General features: G+C 38.7%; 19 protein-coding genes. 2 read left to right on the top strand and 17 right to left on the bottom strand.

What is annotated here, in order from left to right; all coding sequences use genetic code 11:
* Positions 1 to 11: 11 nt before the first annotated feature.
* From pssA to NFR29_RS02755, 10 genes are all read right to left on the bottom strand, one after another.
* Positions 12 to 683 (bottom strand): CDP-diacylglycerol--serine O-phosphatidyltransferase, encoded by a 672-nt coding sequence (gene pssA / locus NFR29_RS02800; protein WP_251422918.1) that lies wholly within the window; start codon positions 681 to 683, stop codon positions 12 to 14.
* Positions 676 to 1317, bottom strand: coding sequence for a phosphatidylserine decarboxylase family protein (locus NFR29_RS02795; protein ID WP_251422916.1), 642 nt, complete (start codon positions 1315 to 1317; stop codon positions 676 to 678). The genes pssA and NFR29_RS02795 overlap by 8 nt, the downstream gene beginning before the upstream one ends.
* A gap of 10 nt (positions 1318 to 1327) precedes the next feature.
* Entirely contained in the window at positions 1328 to 2050 is a 723-nt protein-coding gene (locus NFR29_RS02790) for a WecB/TagA/CpsF family glycosyltransferase (protein WP_251422913.1), read from the bottom strand.
* Between the two features lie 15 nt (positions 2051 to 2065).
* Positions 2066 to 3520, bottom strand: coding sequence for an IMP dehydrogenase (guaB, locus tag NFR29_RS02785; protein WP_251422911.1), 1455 nt, complete (start codon positions 3518 to 3520; stop codon positions 2066 to 2068).
* Between the two features lie 85 nt (positions 3521 to 3605).
* Entirely contained in the window at positions 3606 to 3791 is a 186-nt protein-coding gene (locus NFR29_RS02780) for a 4-oxalocrotonate tautomerase (RefSeq protein WP_251422908.1), read from the bottom strand.
* 126 nt (positions 3792 to 3917) lie between these two features.
* Complete coding sequence (recG, locus tag NFR29_RS02775; RefSeq protein WP_251422905.1) at positions 3918 to 5960, bottom strand: ATP-dependent DNA helicase RecG; 2043 nt, start codon at positions 5958 to 5960, stop codon at positions 3918 to 3920.
* A 134-nt stretch (positions 5961 to 6094) separates the two neighbouring features.
* On the bottom strand, positions 6095 to 7111 hold the full coding sequence (locus tag NFR29_RS02770) for a 5-oxoprolinase subunit C family protein (protein ID WP_251422902.1): 1017 nt from the start codon (positions 7109 to 7111) through the stop codon (positions 6095 to 6097).
* The gene (gene pxpB, locus NFR29_RS02765) at positions 7098 to 7850 is read right to left on the bottom strand and encodes a 5-oxoprolinase subunit PxpB (RefSeq protein WP_251422900.1); all 753 of its coding nucleotides are present in this window, start codon (positions 7848 to 7850) and stop codon (positions 7098 to 7100) included. The genes NFR29_RS02770 and pxpB overlap by 14 nt, the downstream gene beginning before the upstream one ends.
* Before the next feature lie 14 nt (positions 7851 to 7864).
* Positions 7865 to 9046: an NRAMP family divalent metal transporter gene (locus NFR29_RS02760; protein ID WP_251422897.1), complete on the bottom strand. Its 1182-nt coding sequence runs from the start codon at positions 9044 to 9046 to the stop codon at positions 7865 to 7867.
* A gap of 9 nt (positions 9047 to 9055) precedes the next feature.
* The gene (locus NFR29_RS02755; protein ID WP_251422894.1) at positions 9056 to 9820 is read right to left on the bottom strand and encodes a LamB/YcsF family protein; all 765 of its coding nucleotides are present in this window, start codon (positions 9818 to 9820) and stop codon (positions 9056 to 9058) included.
* 243 nt (positions 9821 to 10063) lie between these two features.
* On the opposite strand from NFR29_RS02755, the gene rpmB reads away from it, so the two are divergent.
* On the top strand, positions 10064 to 10252 hold the full coding sequence (gene rpmB / locus NFR29_RS02750; RefSeq protein WP_005386334.1) for a 50S ribosomal protein L28: 189 nt from the start codon (positions 10064 to 10066) through the stop codon (positions 10250 to 10252).
* 68 nt (positions 10253 to 10320) lie between these two features.
* Here the strand turns inward: rpmB and NFR29_RS02745 are convergent, their stop codons facing one another.
* The 6 genes from NFR29_RS02745 to tyrS all read right to left on the bottom strand — a co-directional run bounded on the left by NFR29_RS02745 (position 10321) and on the right by tyrS (position 17470).
* Positions 10321 to 11310, bottom strand: a complete 990-nt coding sequence (locus NFR29_RS02745) for a deoxyguanosinetriphosphate triphosphohydrolase (RefSeq protein ID WP_251422891.1) — start codon at positions 11308 to 11310, stop codon at positions 10321 to 10323.
* 59 nt (positions 11311 to 11369) lie between these two features.
* Positions 11370 to 12191, bottom strand: coding sequence for a pyruvate, water dikinase regulatory protein (locus NFR29_RS02740; RefSeq protein ID WP_251422888.1), 822 nt, complete (start codon positions 12189 to 12191; stop codon positions 11370 to 11372).
* Between the two features lie 3 nt (positions 12192 to 12194).
* Positions 12195 to 12830 (bottom strand): helix-turn-helix transcriptional regulator, encoded by a 636-nt coding sequence (locus NFR29_RS02735; RefSeq protein ID WP_251422885.1) that lies wholly within the window; start codon positions 12828 to 12830, stop codon positions 12195 to 12197.
* Between the two features lie 105 nt (positions 12831 to 12935).
* On the bottom strand, positions 12936 to 15314 hold the full coding sequence (gene ppsA, locus NFR29_RS02730; RefSeq protein ID WP_251422882.1) for a phosphoenolpyruvate synthase: 2379 nt from the start codon (positions 15312 to 15314) through the stop codon (positions 12936 to 12938).
* 189 nt (positions 15315 to 15503) lie between these two features.
* Positions 15504 to 16118, bottom strand: a complete 615-nt coding sequence (locus tag NFR29_RS02725; protein ID WP_251422879.1) for an NUDIX hydrolase — start codon at positions 16116 to 16118, stop codon at positions 15504 to 15506.
* Positions 16119 to 16261: 143 nt separating this feature from the next.
* Complete coding sequence (gene tyrS, locus NFR29_RS02720; RefSeq protein ID WP_251422876.1) at positions 16262 to 17470, bottom strand: tyrosine--tRNA ligase; 1209 nt, start codon at positions 17468 to 17470, stop codon at positions 16262 to 16264.
* 156 nt (positions 17471 to 17626) lie between these two features.
* Here tyrS and NFR29_RS02715 point away from each other — a divergent pair, with 156 nt between their 5' ends.
* On the top strand, positions 17627 to 19723 hold the full coding sequence (locus tag NFR29_RS02715) for a transglycosylase domain-containing protein (protein WP_251422873.1): 2097 nt from the start codon (positions 17627 to 17629) through the stop codon (positions 19721 to 19723).
* A gap of 76 nt (positions 19724 to 19799) precedes the next feature.
* On the opposite strand, the gene NFR29_RS02710 is transcribed toward NFR29_RS02715, so the two are convergent.
* Entirely contained in the window at positions 19800 to 22175 is a 2376-nt protein-coding gene (locus tag NFR29_RS02710; protein WP_251422870.1) for an endonuclease MutS2, read from the bottom strand.
* Positions 22176 to 22200 lie beyond the last annotated feature (25 nt).

Below are 22200 nucleotides of genomic sequence, written 5' to 3'. Positions count from 1 at the left end.
CTCCAAAACACTTATTTGCGAAATATATTCATAGCGGAATTAATCGCGCCAAATAATACATAAGCAATAAAAATAGCCAGTGCCCATGTATGATAATCATAAATAACGATAGCCAATGCTCCCAATACGGCTAAAGCGATAGCTAAATAATTCACATAAATAGCCCCTTTACCTTTGAAATCAGGATATTTAGCTTGACTTACCATAAGAACAGCAATCACAATCATTGCCAAAAAGACAACCAATTGCGGAGCCTGCACAGCACTCAACACATAAGTAGCCAACAAGCAACCAGCCGCTGGAATAGGAAGCCCTTCAAAATAGCCATGTACTTCTTCTGTTTTAATATTGAAGCGCGCCAATCTAAAAGCACCTAACACAGCAAACAGAATTAATGGTATATAACCTAACCAACCGAGGCCTTGTAAATCACTCATATATATCATATACGCAGGAGCTACACCAAAACCAACAACATCAGATAGAGAGTCTAATTCTCTCCCCATCGGTCCTGCCACACCCAATGCTCTTGCTACCCGTCCATCTAACGCATCAGCTACAAGAGATAAAAGAACACAAATAGCTGCTGCCCATGTATTCCCCATAGCCGACAAGGTAATACCAATAACACCAAATGCCAAATTTGCAGTAGTAAATAAATTTGGAAGTATGGATTTATTCATGACTTAGCCTCCCAATAATTGTATCTCCAGCAGTCACATGTTGGCCTTTTTCAATACATATTTCGACATCTTTATCCATGTAAATTTCCGTACATGAACCAAATTTAATCATACCATATAATTGACCTCTCTCCAATTGACTATCAAGATCTGTCCAAGAAACAATACGCCGCGCTAATAAACCAGCAATTTGTGTAACTAGCACTTCTGTTTTTTCATTTTCAATACATATGGTATGACGTTCATTTTCAAATCCTACTTCTTCTTTGAAAGCAGGCAAAAAGCGTCCCATTGTATATTGACGATATGTAATTTTACCATCAATAGGAGCTCTATTAGCATGCACATCGAAAACAGATAAAAAGATAGTTACTTTTTTACATTCCCGATGCAAATATAGATTTTCATAGACATTAGCAATTTCCATTACCTTTCCATCTGCTGGCGATAAGATAGCATCTGCATCAGTAGGAATCACTCGTTTTGGATTTCTAAAAAAGTTTGCAAAAAATAAAGCCAAAATAAAGAAAATAATTGCAATACTATAATATCCAAAATAAGCCATTCCCACTGCCAGTAGCAACATAGCTCCGATAAGGGGAAAACCTTCTTTAATAATTGGACCTGTAGGCACGTTCTTTCTCCTATTTCTTTCTAATGACTGTCCACATAAACTTAGGAATAGCAAGCATCCGCCCTATCCGTTGAGGTTCAAGATATAAGCGATATAACCATTCTAAGCGATTTCGTTGCATCCATTTTGGGGCTCTTGGAATATTTCCAGCCAATACATCAAAGGATCCTCCCACGCCCATAGCGACAACGCCGTCTAGAGAAGCTAAATGTTCTGAAATCCATTCTTCTTGTTTCGGCACACCCAATGCAACAAATACTAATTTAGCCTTAGATTCTTTAATTTCATTGATAATATTCAATTCTTCTTCTTTATCAAAGAATCCATCATGAACACCGGCAATGGGAACAGGCCCCACTAAGGCTTGTAAATTATCTACTGCTTGTTGCGCCACTCCAGGAGCCGCACCTAGACAATAAATAGGGAGCTTTTCTTTACCTGCCACGCGGAAGAGCTCTTTAGTAATATCTACTCCTGCCACTCGCTCAGGCACAGTTTCACCTTGTTTTTCTGCAGCCCACAAAATACCAGCTCCATCAGGAATGACTAAACTAGCAGAATTCAAAATCCCATGCAATATGGGATTTTGATTAGCTAACATAACCATTTCAGCATTTGCCGTAGCTACAATATGTAGGCCCGGTTCTTTTGTAAAGTTTATAATTCTATCAATTGCTTCTTGCATCGTTACACAATCGATAGGAATCGATAATACTGAAATACGTTTATTCAAAATATAACTCCATTATTAACCACTGTAATTTGGTGCTTCTACGGTAATACTTACATCATGCGGATGACTTTCTTTTAAACCTGCTGCCGTGATTTGAATAAATTGAGTATTTTCAATCATTTCTTGAATCGTATGGCATCCGCAATATCCCATACTTGCACGTAAACCACCAACCATCTGGAAAATCGTATCCGCTAAGACACCTTTATATGGTACGCGGCCTTCAATACCCTCAGGAACTAATTTTTTAGCTTCTGCTTGGAAGTAACGATCTTTACTCCCCAATTTCATAGCTCCTAGGCTCCCCATACCACGGTATACTTTATAAGATCGACCTTGATAAATAACAGTTTCACCTGGACTTTCATCAGTACCAGCTAAAATATTCCCCATCATAACTACGTTAGCACCAGCAGCAATCGCTTTGGCAATGTCACCAGAATATTTGATACCACCGTCTGCAATAATAGGAATACCATAACGTCTAGCAACTTGAGCGGATTCATATACGGCTGTAATTTGAGGAACCCCAATACCCGCAATAACGCGAGTTGTACAAATAGACCCAGGTCCGATACCTACTTTTACAGCATCAGCACCAGCTTCGATTAATGCTTCTGTACCTGCTGCCGTAGCTACATTACCAGCAATAACTGGAAGATTTGGATAAGCAGCTTTTAGATCTTTAATGGTCCGCAATACACCTGCCGAGTGCCCATGTGCAGTATCTACAATAATAACATCTGCCTTAGCAGCTACAAGAGCATCTAAGCGATCTTGCATATCACCAGACACACCGATAGCAGCACCTACTAATAGACGACCACTACCATCTTTGGCAGCATTAGGGTATTTAGTTGCTTTTTCAATATCTTTAATAGTGATAAGACCTTTTAAATTTCCATCATTATCAACTAAAGGCAGTTTTTCAATTCTATGTTGACTCAAAATAGCCTTAGCTGCTTCTAAGGATGTTCCTTCAGGAGCAGTTACTAAACCTTCTTTTGTCATGCATTCGCCAATCGATTTAGATAAATCAGTTTCAAAACGCATATCGCGATTTGTAATGATCCCTACTAGTTTACCATGTTCTGTAATAGGTACACCAGATATTTTATATTTAGCCATCAATTCTTCAGCATCAGACAACAAGTTTTGAGGACTTAAAAATATAGGATCTACAATAACGCCATGTTCAGAGCGTTTTACTTTATCAACTTCATGAGCTTGTTCCTCGATGGACATATTTTTATGAATGACCCCTAAGCCCCCTTCTCGAGCCATAGCAATAGCCATGCGAGATTCTGTAACGGTATCCATACCGGAACTAATCATAGGGATATTCAAAGTAATGTCTTTCGTAAGTTGTGTCGTTAAATCTACTTGGTGTGGTAATACATCAGACGCTGCTGGTACCAATAATACATCATCAAACGTCAAACCCCGGATACCAAATTTATCTTCTCTCATTGTTCTTTCCTTCCTCGTATAATAAAAATAAAACTACGACCCTCCTAGCCCAAAAGAGGGCTAGGCAGGACAATCGTAGCTCAAATTAGCGCTCAGACCGCAAAACGCCGCCTTCCATATAATCATCTTTTTTCATATCTACAAAAATGATTTTAACTGCCTCTGCAGGAACATTAACGATGTCCACAGTTGCTTTAGTAATAGCTTCGCCTAATTGTTTCTTTTGTTCTTTAGTACGACCTTCAACAAGTTCAACGTGAATAAGTGGCATAAGAGCACCTCCATAGATTTGAAATAAATGTTTTTTCTATTATACGAGAATCGACCATTATATACAAGTGAAAAGCTAGATAAAATCTAGCATTATCTGCACTTATATATTTATTAGCCTTACCACTTAATTATACAATATTCTTAAGAATTTTTCACCAAATCTTTTTTCCAGTTCTGGCTTCATATGTTTTTCTAGATTTTCAATGCCCCTCTCACCTATATATTGCAATACATCCTCTCTAGCGTTGACGAGAATTTCAATATCTTTAATAATATTAGCTACGCGTAAATCAGGTAAACCCGATTGGGCCAATCCAAAGAGTTGTCCAGAGCCTCTTAGTAAAAGCTCTTGCTCTGCTAGCTCAAATCCATCGTGAGTAGCCTCCATTAATTTCAATCGTTCTTGACTTATATCATTTTTCGAATCACTAATGAGGACACAATACGCTTGAGCGTCGCCACGACCAACGCGCCCTCGCAATTGGTGCAATTGAGATAACCCAAATCGCTCGGCCCCTTCTACGCACATAATCGTTGCATTCGGCACATTAACACCAACTTCAATAACAGTAGTAGATACTAATAAATGAATATCACCATTGTTAAAACGCTCCATAACCTCTTCTTTTTCTTGACTATTCATTCGCCCATGAACTAATCCTACTTCAAAGGTTTTGTAAAAATACTCTTTTAGTTCTATATAAACTTCTTCCGCCGCTTGCAAATCAAGTTTTTCTGATTCTTCCACTAAAGGGCATACCACATAAATTTGATGACCTGCCTCCATTTCCTTTTGAAAGAAAGCTCGCAATCGCTCTTTATAAGAGCTATCTACTACATATGTTTTAACAGGTTTTCTACCTGGTGGCATTTCTTTAATTAAAGACACTGCTAAATCACCATAAACAGATAAAGTCATCGTCCTTGGAATAGGTGTAGCAGTCATAATGAGAACATGAGGATACTTGCCTTTTCTTTGTAAAGCCGCTCTCTGTTCAACGCCAAAACGATGTTGTTCATCAATAACGACAAGTCCCAAATTATGAAAATCCACTTTATCTTGAATGAGAGAGTGTGTACCAATGATCATATGGATGTCACCACTAGCAAGTTCTTCATAGATACGTTCTTTTTCTTTCTTTGTCGTAGCGCCTGTGAGCAGTTCTATATGAATAGGCAAATGTTTACACATCTCTTTAATGCCTTCATAATGTTGAGACGCTAAAATCTCAGTAGGTGCCATAATGGCAGATTGATAGCCATTTTCTATGGCTTTCACCAAGCTCAATGCAGCTACCACAGTTTTACCTGCACCTACATCGCCTTGCAATAGTCGTTGCATAGGCCGTTCGTCTTGCATATCTCGAGATATTTCTTCTAATGCACGTCTTTGGTCTCCAGTTAGTGCAAATGGCAATGCTTCCTCTAAGGACTTCATCAACTTCCCGTCAGGTTCCATTTTAGGTCCTGCATGCACTTGTTCCTTATTGCGTAATAGAGCTAATCCTGCTTGCATAATAAACAGCTCTTCATAAGCCAATTGATAGCGCGCTTCCTCATAACGATTACTACTATCTGGGAAATGCATCGCTTTAAAAGCATCATATCGACTCATCCAACCGTCTTGATTAATAAGTTCTGGTGGCAATACTTCGGGAAGGACTCCATTAGTAGCAAACCAATTTCGTACTGAGGATCGTACTACAAACTGACTGACTCCATCCACTAAAGAGTAAATAGGTACAATGCCTGTATCTGGTAACGCATCAGGTCCTAGATTTTCAATTTGTGGCGTATTCATTTGCATCATGCCATATTGGATATCAGCCTTACCATAGGCATACAAGCGCTGCCCTTTTTTATAAAAATTCTTTTTATACCCTTGATTAAACAGAACAATTTTCATAGCCCCGCTATTGTCAGCAATGGTAATTTCTAAAATAGATAAACGCGGTCTAGGCCGCTTTTCTTGAACAGCTACAACAGTGCCCACAACGCCACCAGTCATTCCATTGTCTAATTCTTTTATGGTATATATATTTCGTCTATCTTCATAAGAACGAGGAAAATAAGTTAATAAATGGGATACCGATGTAATACCTAACTTATGTAATTGTTTTTCTCGTCCCGGACCTATGCCTTTTATAGATAGTAACTCTTCTTTCATAACGCCTCTTATTATAGATACTATATTCATTGTAATATATATAGTATATCAAAGATTGTACATCCTTTCAGAACGACTAAAAAAAGAAGCAATCCCTTCGTAGGTTGCTTCTTTTGTATATACTATGTCTTATACTACACAATAAAAACATAACCAGATTGTCCTTTAGCGACCTGTAAAATTTTATCTAGTCGCTTTCTATATGAGCGATATTGCTCTTGTGCTTCTTCAACAGTAATAATTTTGAATCGCAGAGCATGCCCAATAGGAATTTGACTTAGTCGAGGTAAATCAGGACTAATAACAGTACCGATTTTTGTATAGCCCCCCGTAGTCTGCCTATCCGCCATCAATACAATAGGTTGTCCATCAGCAGGGACTTGGATTGATCCAAATACAGCACCATCAGAAATGATATCTGCTGTCTCTACATGTTCAATCACAGGACCACTTAAACGAATTCCCATACGGTCGCATTGAGGTGTGATTTCATAATACTCTTGAGCAAAGGTTTGAATACCAGTATCAGTAAATGCTTCATGTTGAGGTCCTAATACGATGCGTATAGGATGGCGAAAATCATCTACAGTATATGGCTCAATAGCCGTATTGCTCAATCCATCTCCTTTTTCTAGGACGAAAGTCTCTCGTTCAGCTAAGTTTTCAAAATTACTATGAATATAGAACGTATCACCAGCCATTAGATGACGACCTTCATAGCCGCCAATGCGCGCCTTTGTATGCGTAGACACACTATCATTAATTATTGGTACATCAATGCCCCCACGGAAGGAGATATACATGCGCATCCCTTCCGTTACGTAAGCACCGCTAATTTCATCACCAGGCCGACACAAAAAAGGAATGTATAAAGGCACTGGCATACCATTGATGGTAGGATTCATATCTGCCCCTGTGAAAGCGACAATACAATGACTCTCTACTTCTAATGTGGGCGGTAGTAACGTGCATTCTAAAGCCCCTAAATACGTATCATTGCCTACTAATGCTTGACCTACAGCATAACTATCTTGATCCATAGCGCCAGCTACAGGCATACCAAATTCTTGGAACCCTATGCGTCCTTTATCTTGAATAGTAGTAAAAAAGCCAGGAGATTTCACATGAACAGCTACTTTATTGAAGTTCACAATGACGCACCTCCTCTTCTTTACAATGATGAACAATAGGTTCATACTGCTCTAAATGATTAAACATATGAAGAAACCCGTCTTCACTAATTGGTACATAACGAACATAGTCACCAGCCCGTACTAATGTAGGATCTTCTTTGTTTCCATCATACATAACTAAGGGAGTGCGTCCAATAATTTGCCATCCCCCAGGGGACTCACTTGGATAAATACCTGTCTGATTTCCTGCAATTCCTACAGAACCAGCTGCAATATGTGTTCTCGGCGATGATAGTCGAGGCGTCGCAATACGTTGATCCATACCACCTAAATAGGTAAAGCCTGGAATAAACCCTAACATATAGACTAAATAATCAGTACTACTATGAATAGCGATGACTTCTTCAATGCTCAAATTACTGTGAGATGCAACAAACTCTAAATCAGGACCATATTCGCCACCGTAAACAGTTGGTATTTCTACAATGCGAACTATGCCATTACTATTCATATCATCACCAATAATAGATCGTTCCTTAATAATATGGCACATATCTTCATAACTATGAAGTATCGGATCATACTGTATGAGCAACGCACAGTAGGTAGGTACTAATTCCACAATGCCCAGTACGGGATTAGTAGAAAAAGATTGCAAAATAGTCCGAATCTTTTTATTTGTTTCTACACTGATAGTATTACCGAATTGAGCGCTAATAGCAGAATCTCCTACGGGGTAAAAGATAGGATATGTCATAAGAAGCCACCTCCTTACCATAGTTTGCTAATGGCACTAAGAGATGTAACTCCCATATACGCTGTAGCAGCTACAACAATCCAGCCTAAATAATAGAGCGTAGCAGGATGTTTATAATCCCCTACAATTGATTGTTTTTTCGTAGCTACTAGCATAACCGCTAAAGTAATTGGTAAAATAAGCCCGTTCAAAGCACCTGCTAAAATAAGTAGTGTAGCAGGTTTTCCGAAAAATAAGAATAAAATAGTAGACACGAAAATAAATGCCATAGTAATCAATTTTTCGTGATCATTTACAAAAGGAATTAAAGTCTTCAAAAAAGATACAGATGTGTAAGCAGCACCAATAACAGAAGTTAAAGCAGCACAAAAGAATACAACACCAAATAATTTGTACCCCATCATTCCTGCCCCTTGTAAAAATGCAGAGCCTGCTGGGTCTTGTGGATCTAGCATAAAGCCTCGAGACACGACGCCTAAGACAGCTAAAAATAGTAAAACACGCATAACCGTCCCTACAGTCATGCCCATAATAGCAGAACGGCGGACATCTTTTAAATTCTCCATGCCTACTACACCAGCATCAATGAGTCGATGACCACCAGAGAACATAATATAGCCCCCTACAGTACCACCAATTAATGTAATAATAGCCAGAAAGTCTGCATATTCAGGTATAATCATGCGATGTACAGCCTCACCAACAGGCGGTTCAGACACGACCATAACATAGCCAATTAAGGCAATCATTAAAGCCCCTAATACTTGTGTGATTTTATCTAACATAGATCCTGTTTTTTTAGAGGTAAATACAAGAATCCCTAAAATACCGCTTAGACCTGCTCCCAAAGTATAGTCTAAGTCAGAAATAACATTCAGACCAATAGCAGCGCCTCCAATATTACCAATATTAAAAGCAAGACCACCTAAAGCTACTAAGAATGCAATAAAATAGCCTAACCCAGGTAATACACAATTCGCTATATCCTGACCACGCATAGTTGATACAGCAATAACAGACCAAACATTAAGTTGCGCAATATATGAAAAAATAACAGATATAAAAATAACAAAAGCAAAATCTGCCCCTAATGAACCTGTAAAGGCTGCCGTTTGTGTCATAAATCCTGGACCAATAGAGGATGTAGCCATCAGAAAGGCTGCTCCTATTAAAACAGATAGATTCCTAGATTTCATAATAACCTCCTATTGTCTCTGCAAAAAGTTACAGACTGTAATGCCCGATTGTTCTAAACCTTCTCGAAGTTGTCGTACAAATTGTACTGCTTCAGGGTTATCCCCATGAACACAAACCGAGTCTGCTACAATAGGAATGACTGCCCCTGATGCCGTCGTTACTTCTCCATATTCTATCATTTGTAAAATTCGTTCTAACGCTTCTTTGGGATCTTTAATAAATGCACCCGGTTCATTGCGAGGCACTAAAGTCCCCTCTTCGGTATAACCTCTGTCAGCAAACACTTCTTGAATGACAGGTAAGCCTTGGTCTAACGCAGTACGAGCTAAATAACTGCCACTTAAAGCCATAATAGAAACAGAGCGACCATATGATTCCATGGCATCAATAATAGCATCTGCTAAATGCGGGGTCACACAAGCAGTATTATAAAAGGCACCGTGTAATTTCATGTGTTGTACCGGTACCCCATGAGCCGCAGCGAACGCATGCATAGCTCCCAATTGGTATAGCATATAAGCACGTGCTTCTTTAGGAGTAATATCCATTTTCCGACGACCAAAACCCATTAAATCAGGATAACCTGGATGAGCACCTACTGCTACACCCAGCTCTTTACAGGTTTGTACCGTATCATCCATAATAAGAGGATCACCTGCATGCCAACCAGTAGCAATATTAGCACTCGATACGTATTGCAATACTTCTCTATCTAATCCTAATGTATAGACACCAAAGCTTTCTCCTATATCACTATTTAAATCAATATACATAGTCGTCTACCTCCAATCTCCAAAGACAAGGTTCTATCTACACTGTCCATTTCCTTATAAGTAAAATTATACTAGTTAGGTAAACTTTATACAATTAGTTGTGCTCATGTGTATTGTATACATAGAATAACAAGATATGCCTAATAAGAACATAAAGTTACATGCTAAAAAAGCTTGCTTAAAACATATGTTTATGATAATATACTTTTGTTATGTTATAGATTAAGCTTGGAGGTGGAAACTATGGCAAACCTTTGCGAAGTATGTGGCAAATCCACATCTAGCGGTATGAACGTGAGTCACTCTCACATTCGCACAAGAAAAACTTGGAAACCGAACATTCAAAGAGTACGGGCGGTTGTAGACGGTGCTACAAAAAAAGTAAACGTATGCACACGCTGCCTTCGTTCTAATAAAATTACACGCGCGTAAAATAAAAAGTACATGTACTCTTAAACAAAAAGACCTTACCAATGGTAAGGTCTTTTTGTTTGCCTACATTACAAAGTAATATTAGGAATATAATATTTTTTAAACAATTTGATAGCATATTGATCGGTAAGGCCTGCTACATAATCAACAATATCTACTGTCGAATAGACGCCATCCCGCTCTACATAGGTTTCAATATCTTCAGGATGTTCCATAAAATGATGGAATAAATTTTTAACCACATGAGCGGCCTTATTTCGATCTGGAATCAAAGCAGGCGCCAAATAGACGTGTTTAAACATAAATTGCCGCAATATATTCATAGTCATTTCAATATTAGTTGACATAGAAATAACTGGCTTATCCCAAGACTGTTCTACCATGTCTTTTACCATAGCTGTAATCATGCTAGATGGAGTATCACCAAAATAGGTACGTACTTCTTCTGGTAAATCTTCGGCTTTCAACATCCCGGCACGCTGCGCATCATCATAGTCATGACACAAATAAGCAATGCGGTCGGCAATGCGAATAATTTGACCTTCTAAAGTAGATGGTATCATTTCACCCGTATGACCTAAAATGCCATTGCGTACTTCTTTCGTTAAGTTTAATCCCTGTTTATTGCCATGTTTTTCTAATACTTCTACCATCCGTAAACTTTGCTCATTGTGGTTAAAGTGACCTACTAAATCTCGCAGTGCATATTCGCCTACGTGGCCGAATGGTGTATGACCTACATCATGGCCCATAGCAATAGCTTCTACTAAATCTTCATTGAGGCGCAATGCCCTTGCTACAGTCCGACCAATTTGACCTACTTCTAGGGTGTGAGTCATACGAGTCCGATAATGGTCACCTGGCGCTATATACACCTGTGTTTTATGTTTTAAGCGGCGAAAACACTTGCTGTGAATAATGCGATCTCGGTCACGTTGAAAAGCCGTCCGCAATGGATCGGGTTCTTCTTCTATATCTCGTTGAGCATGTCTACTCTTGGCTGCATACGGAGATAATAGAAGCTCTTCTTGTTCTTCAATACTTTCTCTAATATTCATAATACCTCGCAGTATCTCATCATCACATACGGAAAAAGGAAGACATAAGTCTTCCTTTTTTATTTACCTTCAGACATACGATTTTTATCAACTAATTGCATAACTAAAGATGCAGTTTCTTCAATTGATTTATTAGATACGTCTAATACTTGGCAGTGAAGTCGACGCATAACGGCTTTTGCATATTCTAATTCAGCATTGATACGCTCGATAGACGCATAATTAGCTTCATCTTCTAAGCCGATAGCACGCAATCTTTCACTGCGAATATTATTTAATTTATAAGGGTCAATAACAAGACCTACAATTTTATTAGAAGGAATATTAAATAACTCTTCTGGCAATGGTACTTCTGGTACGAGAGGCAAGTTAGCGGCTTTAATTTTTTTATACGCTAAGAACATAGATAACGGTGTTTTACTCGTGCGAGATACACCGATAATAACGACATCTGCTTTTTCAAAACCAGATGGATTTTTACCATCATCATATTTTACAGCAAATTCAATAGCTTCTACTTTCTTAAAATACTCTTGATCCAGTTTATGAACCATACCAGCTGTCATTCTAGGTTTTGTCGTCGCTACAGTACCTACTGCATCTAGTACAGGTCCCATAATATCAACGGCAGGAATACTATATTCTGCTGTTTTTTCATGTAAATACGTACGCAAAGCTGGTGAAATAATAGTATGGCAAATCACATGTTGACCTTGTTTTGCATCTTCTACAATTTCATCAATTTGCTCTTCACTTTCAATATAAGGAATGCGAACAATTTCAATTTGTTCCTTATCATACTGACTCGCTGTCGCTCTCGCTACAGACTCTACAGTTTCCCCTAAGGAGTCAGAAATTGCATAAATAATTTTTTCTGCCATCAGTTAAACCTCATGTATACTGCACTCTAAAAATATTTTTGTTACCGTTGTCTTAGACACGCGGCCTACAACAGTAACCCGTTTCTTCGAATCCTCTTCTTCGCGGACGATGACAGGCAAGCAATCAACTTCATAATCGATCATCTTTTGTGCTGCTTCCACCAACGAATCATCTGGCTCCACAGCAATCACTTTGCTAACAGGAGTCATAATCATAGAAATAGGCATGGTATGAGCATCAGTTTGCCCCATAGAGGCACGCAATAAATCTTTACGCGATACAACCCCTGCTAAATAAGATTCTTCACAAACCAATATCGTTCCTACATCTTCTGTAAATATAGTAACAATCGTATCATATAAGCTCGTATTAGGCGATACGACGACGGCTTGTGACAGCACATCTCTTACTTTATACGACCGCAATGTTTCTGCCGTTTGTGTCTCTTGGGATAACCCTACATAATAATAGCCTACATTAGGACGCGCATCTAGAACGCCAATCATGGTAAGCACGGCTAAATCAGATCGCAATGCAGAACGACTCACTTTTAAATATTCTGCAATTTCACTACCGGTAATAGGTCCCTTTTCACGCACAATAAGGGCAATATCTTCCTGACGTTTTGAAAGCTTCACACCCTAACCTCCTTTCACATATAGTATTATTATAACCTATGTGTGACTCAAGAAAAAGAGGAGACCTTAGGTCTCCTCCATATGAGCAACTACATTAAGGGAAAATTACCATATCAGTTCATCGTCATCGGCACGACCACGGCCAGTCACAGCATCGAGCATGATACGTTGTTCGATTTGAGCCACCATTTTTTTCGTGCTCTTAACAGCATCTGGATTAACAGAAATAGAATCGATACCACTTTTTACTAAAAATTCACAAAGCTCAGGATATACGCTTGGCGCTTGTCCACAAATAGATACAGTTTTGCCATCTTTGTGAGCTACTTCAATGAGATGACGAATAGCTCGACGAACAGCTAAGTTTCTTTCATCATAAATATGCTGTACCGTTTCATTATCTCGGTCACAACCAAGAACCAACATAGTTAAATCATTAGAACCAATGGAATAGCCATCAACGTATTGATTAAATTGGTCCGCTAAAATAATATTGGATGGAATTTCAGCCATCAACCAAACTTTAAAATCTTTGCTTCGCACCAGACCTTCTTGAGCCATCAAATTTGTCACTAATTCTGCTTCTTCTACAGTGCGGCAGAAAGGAATCATTACTTGGAGATTTTTAAATCCATATTCATTACGCACTTTTTTTATGGCTTCTAATTCTAATTTAAAAGCTGGTAAATATTTAGGATCATAATATCGAGATGCTCCACGCCATCCAAGAAGAGCACTAGATTCATGAGGTTCGTATTTGTCACCACCTGTCAAATCCCTATATTCACTAGATTTAAAATCACTTAAGCGTACAACAACTTGGCGAGGCGCCAAAGCTTGACATACTTTTCTCATTCCTTCTGCCAATGTATTAACAGCTACATCACTACGCCCGGTTTCAATTAAATGTAATGGATGTTCATGAATAAAGGTAGTCCAAATAAACTCTTCACGCATCAAACCAATTCCATCACAAGGGAGGACGCCATATTTTTCTGCTAAATCAGGATCGCCTAAATTCATATATACTTTCGTTCCTGTAACAGGAATATATTCACTAACTGCTGGTGTTGTCTCTTGTGAGGCTGCCGTTTTCACCACATCTTCTAATATGCCATCATATACGATGCCATTTGTAGCATCTACCGTAATCATTTGACCATCCTTGATAGATGTAGTAGCTTCAAAACTACGGCTCTTAGTGCCTACAATACAAGGAATGCCTAACTCGCGACTTACGATGGAAGCATGACAAGTCATACCTCCTGCATCAGTAACGATAGCTTTTGCTTTTTTCATAGCTGGCACCCAATCAGGAGCAGTCATAGCAGTAACAAGGATTTCTCCTTCTTTAAAGTCATCAATATCTTCTGGATTGATAATAACATGTGCTTTACCTGCTGCTTTACCAGGTGATGCAGGGAGACCTTTTACTATAATTTCACTATCTGCTGCACTTGTTGTAGCCATAGTTTGAATAACTGGTTTCTCTTTTCGAGACCATACTGTTTCAGGACGAGCTTGTAAAATCCAAATTTTATCATTTCGCTCGTCTACACCCCACTCCATATCCATGTAGCAACCATAATGTTCTTCAATGGCTTTCGCATAATTAGCAAGTTCCAATACTTGTGCATCAGAAATAACTTGCTCTTTCGCTTCCTCTGGAGGAACCATTTCTTCGATACAGTCCCCACCTTCTTGGCGAACGAGACGGATATGCTTGTCATTGATCATGCGATCAGTAATGACCATTTTTGTTTTATCTACTCGGAAATTATCTGGCGTTACTGTACCTTGCACGACATATTCACCGAGGCCCCAAGAACCTTCGATAAGAATATTATTATCATCGCCAGTCACTAAATCGACAGTGAACATGACACCAGCGGACTTAGAGAATACCATCATCTGTACAGCCGCGCTCAAGGCTACCGACATGTGATCAAAACCTTGTTTTACGCGGTAATAGGTCGCTCTGTCAGTAAAAGTTGATGCATAACATTCTTTTACCTTTTCAATGATCGTATCCGCTCCGCGCACATTTAAATACGTGTCTTGTTGCCCTGCAAAACTTGCATCTGGCAAATCTTCTGCAGTAGCACTAGATCGAACAGCTACAAAAGGATTTTCTTCGCCTACTTTTCTTCCTAATTCTTCATAGGCATTGCGGATTGATTCAGCCAATAATGGTGGCATATCTTCAGCACAAATCATTTTTCTGATTTTAGTACATACTTCTCGAAGCACTGCGGAGTTTTCTACATCATCTAAATTTTCTAGTTCAATGCGAATACGTTCTTCAAGCCCCGTTTCTCTCATAAATTGATGATATCCATATGCTGTTGTAGCAAAGCCATAAGGAACAGGCACATTAGTAGCAGATGTTAATTCACCTAAAGACGATGATTTACCACCTACCAAATCTACATCTTCTCGTCTTAATTCATCAAACCATAGTACATAAGCTGTTTCACGATTCATAAAGAACCTCCTAACTTCAATTAGTGCAACACAATATGTGTTTTACAAATAAATAGTATACCTTATTTAAAATTCTGTCAATTTATATTCAAAATATAGAATAATAAAATCCTACCTAGGCAAACCATTATGTTTGCCTAGGTAGGATTTTTATATTTTCTAATTATCTAATCTGTACATATATATCGACTACATTGTTTTATAAATATCGAGGAAGTTTTTCAAAACACGGCCTGTAAGCCCCCAAATCGTATACTCTTCATAGGGATAAAAATAGATAGAATAGTTTTGTCTAATTTTCCAATCAATATGATAGCCTTCTAGTAAGTGATAAGGAAAATCTTTTTTAGGTTTTGTACCTATATCCAAATGACCAACTACAGGCTCAATGGCTAACATCTCCCGCAAAGGAACTGTAAAAATCTCCTTCACTTCATCAGGATTAGGATGATACTCTGTGGTATGTAATCGCACCACTACAGCATGTAATTTTACACCAATAGCGGAAATTAAACAGTCGATAGGTCCTATGAGCTCAATTTGATCGATAGAAATACCTAATTCTTCGCTACATTCTCGAATAGCAGCATCAGCACCTGTAGGGTCATCAAGCTCATAATGGCCTCCAGGAAAACTAATCTCGCCAGGTTGACGACGTAAATTTAAGCTCCGCACAGTAAATAGTAGATGATCTTCTCCATTAATTTCTACTAGTGGCACTGCTACAGCAGCACAAATAGCATCAATATCGGTAATAACATCAGAGGTTCTTTGGGATAAAAAAGTTGAAAGTTCTTTGCTCATAATCATAACTCCACATACTGTAAGATAAGCCATTTGGTTGACTAAGCAATATTCTTGCCCACATACTGTGACTTATAAATAATTGTTAAAGTAGGCACAATAGATTCTATTGTGCCTACTGCAATGGTCTCATTTAATTGCTTTTAGTTGAATTTAATTTTTATAAACTTTCGTTTACCCACTTGTAAAACCATACCATCTTCAAGAACTAAGTTCTCTTCTGTATATTTTTCGCCATTCACTTTGAAAGCCCCCGCTTTAATGGAGCGACGCGCTTCTCCATTACTGCTTGTAAGGCCGTGATCTGTACAGAATTGTGGTACAAAAATAGCGTCGCTAGTTTGGGCCACTTCAACTTCAGGAATATCTGTCGGCATAGCTCGTTGTTGGAATACTCGTTTAAATTCTTCCTCTGCTTCCATAGCAGCCTCTTCACCGTGATACAAACGAACAATAGTACGAGCCAATAACATTTTGGCATCTCTTGGATGTAAACCACCAGATTCAAGTCGCTCAGCCATAGCTTCTTGGTCTTCAATAGACATGTCAGTAACGAGCATAAAGTATCGCATCATCAATTCATCAGGAATAGACATAGCTTTACCGTACATTTCTTTAGGCGCTTCATCGATACCAATGTAGTTACCTAAAGACTTACTCATTTTTTGAACCCCATCAAGACCTTCTAAAAGAGGCATTGTAACAACAACTTGTGGTTCTTGTTCATTTTGTTCTTGTAAATGGCGGCCCATCAACAAGTTAAAGGTTTGATCAGTACCGCCAAATTCTACATCTGCTTTAAGGGCTACCGAGTCATGACCTTGCATTAAAGGATATAAGAATTCATGCACACCAATAGGACGCCCTTCTTTAAAACGCTTATTGAAATCGTCCCGCTCCATCATACGGGCTACGGTGTAAGAACCAGCTAAACGCAATACGTCAGCAAAATTCATGTCTTCAAGCCATTCACTATTGTCGCGTACAATGGTTTTCTCTTTGTCTAATACTTTAAAGATTTGTGTTTTATAAGTCGCTGCATTTTCTAATACTTGTTCTTTTGTCAATGGTGGACGAGTTACGCTTTTACCTGATGGGTCACCGATACGAGCTGTAAAACCACCGATGACAATAACTACTTGATGACCAAATTCTTGGAACAAACGAAGTTTGCGCAATGGTACAGTATGTCCTAAATGAATATCTGGCGCCGTAGGGTCTAAACCGAGTTTTACGACGAGAGGTTTATTTTCTTTAAGGGATCGTTCAATTTTTTTTAGCAATTCTGCTTCATTAATTAATTCAGCAACGCCGTGTTTAATTTGACGCACTTGTTCTTGAGCTGTAATCATGGATATCCTCCTACTAAAATCTATTATCTAGTATACCATTATAAAAAGGCTTTCACAATTATATATAGTATTCGTTTTATGTGTGAATATGATATAATATTTACAACTGTGTAACAATATGTATTGCACAATATTTACATAAAACGAGGTGACTCTATGAGTAATAACTCTAATACGAGAACGCGTCGAAAGTCGACAACTAAATCGAGTTCTCCCAAAACATCCGCTAAACGTACTATGTGGATGATTGTGATGCTACTGCTCATTATTATTGCAGGCGGTGGTTGTGGTTTTATTAGTGCCACTATGTCTAATTTGCCAGACGTATCTAATGTACGCCCTGCTGCAGCATCACAAATTTATGATGTGCATGGCAATTTAATTACTAATGTTCATTCCGCAGAAAATAGATTACCTGTACCGTTGAAAGATGTGCCTAGAAATTTACAAGATGCGTTCATCGCTACAGAAGACTCTCGATTCTATAATCACAATGGTATCGATCCAATCGGTGTACTTCGTGCTATTTGGGTAAATATCGTCAATAGTGGCGTATCTGAAGGTGGTTCTACCATTACCCAACAGCTAGCGCGTAATGCATTTTTATCGCAAGATAGAACGATTAAACGTAAGCTTTCCGAAGCACTTTTGGCGATTCGCATCGAGCAACACTACACAAAAGATGAGATTCTCGAAATGTATATGAACCAGATTTACTTTGGGCAAGGCGCTTATGGTGTACAAGCAGCATCTCAAATTTATTTTGGCAAAGATGCACGAGATTTAACATTAGCTCAAAGTGCGATGCTCGCTGGTATTCCTCAAAGTCCTAACTACTACTCCCCTTTCAATAATTTAGAAGCGGGCAAACAACGCCAAGCTGTTGTATTAGGACAGATGGTAAAATACGGTTATATTACCCAAGAAGAAGCAGATGAAGCTAAAAATGCTGATTTAGGCCTCATTGAACGAAAAGAACAAGCACACGAAGGCAGTAATGCATCGTACTTCATTAACTATATTATTGCTCAAGTTTCTGAAAAATACGGCGATGATGCCATTTATAAAGATGGGTTAAAAATCTATACAACTCTCGATATGGATGCGCAAAACGCAGCTGTAGCAGCGATGCAAAACTTGCCTGACTACTACACTGATGACAATGGTTTACAACAACCACAAGGTGCTATTGTAGCTATCAACCCTCACAATGGCTATATTGTAGCTATGGTAGGTGGTCGTGGTAATGACTCATTTAACCGCGCTACACAAGCAGAACGTCAACCAGGTTCCGCCATGAAACCATTCGTATACTTAGCGGCTCTTCAATCTGGTAAAACACCTGGTTCTATCGTTGATGATAGCCCTATCGATTTCAATGGTTGGCAACCACAAAACTACTCTAGAGATTTCCAAGGACCTATGACATATCGTTACGCATTACAACAATCTCGTAACGTACCAGCTGTAAAAATTGCTGATGATGTAGGGATGCGAAAAATTCTTAACTTAGCAAGAGATATGGGTATTACGACTCTCACAGAAAGCGATAATAACTTATCTACTGCTCTCGGTGGCTTAACACATGGTGTATCCCCTCTTGAATTGGCTGCAGCGTATAGCGTTCTTGCCAATAACGGTATAAAAGTAAATCCTACGGCTATTGTAAAAATCGTAGATCGCAATGGTCAAGTATTAGAAGAACATTCCATTGATGAGAAACGCGTAGTCGAAGAAAAAGACGTTGCTGTCCTTACCAATATGTTAGAATCTGTTATGACTAATGGTACTGGTACAAATGCCTATATTGGCCGTCCAGTAGCTGGTAAAACAGGTACTACAGATGATTCCAAAGATGCTTGGTTTGTTGGTTATACACCAGATCTTGTAGCAGCTGTTTGGATTGGCGATGACGATGGCGCAGAAACATTGCACGGCATAACTGGTGGTACTACGCCAGCTATTATTTGGGGCCAATTTATGGCTAATGCATTAGCTAATACACCGGCTTCAGACTTCGTTGTACCAGCTAACGCACAATCGATTATCAACGAAGGTTATCGTAATCCAACACCGGAACCTCCACCAAAAGAGGAATCAAAAAAAGAAGAGACTAAAGAAAAAGAATCAGACAATAAAAAATCTGAAGAAACTGTAAAAGAAGATGATTCTAAAGAAGAAGCTCCGAAAGAAGAAGCTAAATCTTCTAAAAAAGAAGACAGTAAGAAAAAGAAAGAGTCTGATAATAGATAGCAAAAGAGGCATCCAAACAAATGGATGCCTCTTTTTTATGCTCTACTATAACAATTTATAGATTATAGAAGAAAAGTTATTTTAGGACTACATTAGTAGCACCCGCTCCACCTTCATCGTAGCCAGCCGTTTCAAAATGAGCTACATGCGGCAAAGTTCTTAAGTACTGGTGTACCCCTTCTCGAAGAGCTCCAGTACCTTTACCATGGATAATGCGAACTTGATTAATCCCGCCTAACAAGGCTTGATCAATAAATCGACTCACCGATACAGTTGCTTCATCTACAGTTTGACCTAGAATATTAATTTCTGTACGGACTTCTTTTTGACGTTGCACTTGTGATACAGCTTTCTTTCTTGCTTTCGGTTGTGGCGCAGCAGATTCTCTCTTCACCTTATTCGACTCTTCTCGAGTCGTACTTTGTAATTCAGACAATTTAACAGTAGCCGTCAATCCATTAATGTCGACACTTACTTTATTGCCCTTAATGGCTAATACAGAACCTAACGAACGGAGGGTTGTAATAAAGACAACGTCTCCTACCTTCACATTCTCCAAGGATAGGGATTGTCTCTCATCATCCATCGGTGCTTCTGGCACTTCTACATTAGATATGCCTTTACGAGCTGCTTGAATGACAGAGTTCCGTTTATCTTTATTTGTTTCGGAGAATTGAGATTTCAATTGCTTAATAATCGCTTCCCCTTCAACACGCAAGGATCGTTTTAGTGCTTCTGCTTGTTCTTGCGTCTTTGAAAGTATTTGTTTTTTCTTGTCATTAAACTGTTTCTTTTCTCGCTCTAATTGACCACGAAGACGACGAGTTTCATCCAGTTCTTTTTTCAAAGCTCGTTCTCGTTCAGACGCTTTCCGCAATTGTTCATTTAAGTCCGATAGAACAGCTTCCATTTCACTATTTCCAAATTGAGACTTATACTCTCTCGCTCTGTTTACAATATCTTTAGGCAATCCCAAGCGAGCGGCAATACTTAAAGCATGACTACTACCTGCGACACCGATGTGAAGGCGATAGGTGGGTTTCAATGTGCGTTCATCAAACTCGACGTGACCATTTTCTATACCATCCGTGTGATAAGCGTAATTCTTTAACTCATTATAATGGGTACTTACCATCATAAGAGCCCCTTTTTGGCGGAAAAACTCAAGGATAGATACAGCTAAGGCACTACCTTCTTCTGGATCAGTGCCAGAACCGAGTTCATCAAGCAATACTAAGTCATTAGGACCACAATGTTTAATAATAGAAATAACTTGCGTCATATGAGCAGAGAATGTACTCAAGCTAGCTTCAATACTTTGCTCATCACCAATATCGGCAAAAATATTTTGGAATATAGGCAATATAGATCCATTTTCTGCAGGGATAAATAGTCCACTTTGATTCATTAATGATAGTAGGCCCAATGTTTTTAGGGATACTGTTTTACCTCCTGTATTAGATCCTGTAATCAGTAATATACGGTAATCCGTACCTAATCGGATCTGTGTAGGAACAACAATATTAGCTGGAATCAAAGGATGACGAGCACTCATCAAATTGACTTCTCTCGTTTCGCTTAATACAGCTTGTACTGCTTTTTGGACTAATGCCAATTTTGCTTTACCATAAACAAATTCAATATGTGATACCTTTTCAGAGGCATCCATTAAATCATTGCTATGTTGTTTAACGAGCACTGACAATTCTTTGTAAATACGTAATACTTCTTGCTCTTCTCCAATCAACGCTTCTTGCAATTCATTATTTAAATTGACTAGACGCATAGGTTCAATATATAAGGTTTGGCCTGTAGCAGAACGATCGTGAATCAATCCATCAAAATATTGACGGTATTCTTGCTTCACTGGTATTACATAGCGATTATTACGCTGAGTTACAATCATTTCTTGGAAATATTTTTGATTCTCTTTATCGTGTAAAATCGTCTGAATATCATGTTTAATACGATCTCTCGTTTTACTAATGGTATTGCGTAAAGCCGCGAGTTTAGGCGATGCCGTATCTAATAATTCCCCTTTATCATCAAAAACGCGTCGAAATCTTTGCTCTAGTCGGTCCGTATTCGGCATATCCTGCAACCACAATGATAAAAGTGGATATTCCATATATTTAGTATTAAAAAATTTCATCATTCGCTTATATGCACCAATAGTGATATAAATATCCCACAAGGCTTCTCGGGTAAGAACGAAATCTTTTCTACTCTTCTGGCATGCTTCTCGAATATCGCGCGTACCTCCTAGGGGTTGTTCAATCTCTGTTTGCCATGACCGCACAGCTTCTGCTGTTTCATCTAAAGCTTCTTGAATACGCTTTCTATCGGTCATAGGCTCTAATTCTAAGGCTAATTCTTTAGAGATAGTAGAGCTACAGTGATTGGATAACTCTTCTTTTATTTTTATAAAGTCTAAGACTTCTTCGTTAAACAATAGACTACCTCTCTTTTTTACTCTG

It is taken from the genome of Veillonella agrestimuris (assembly GCF_943193065.1).
GTDB lineage: Bacteria > Bacillota > Negativicutes > Veillonellales > Veillonellaceae > Veillonella > Veillonella agrestimuris.
This window is presented reverse-complemented; position numbering and strand designations above follow the sequence as displayed.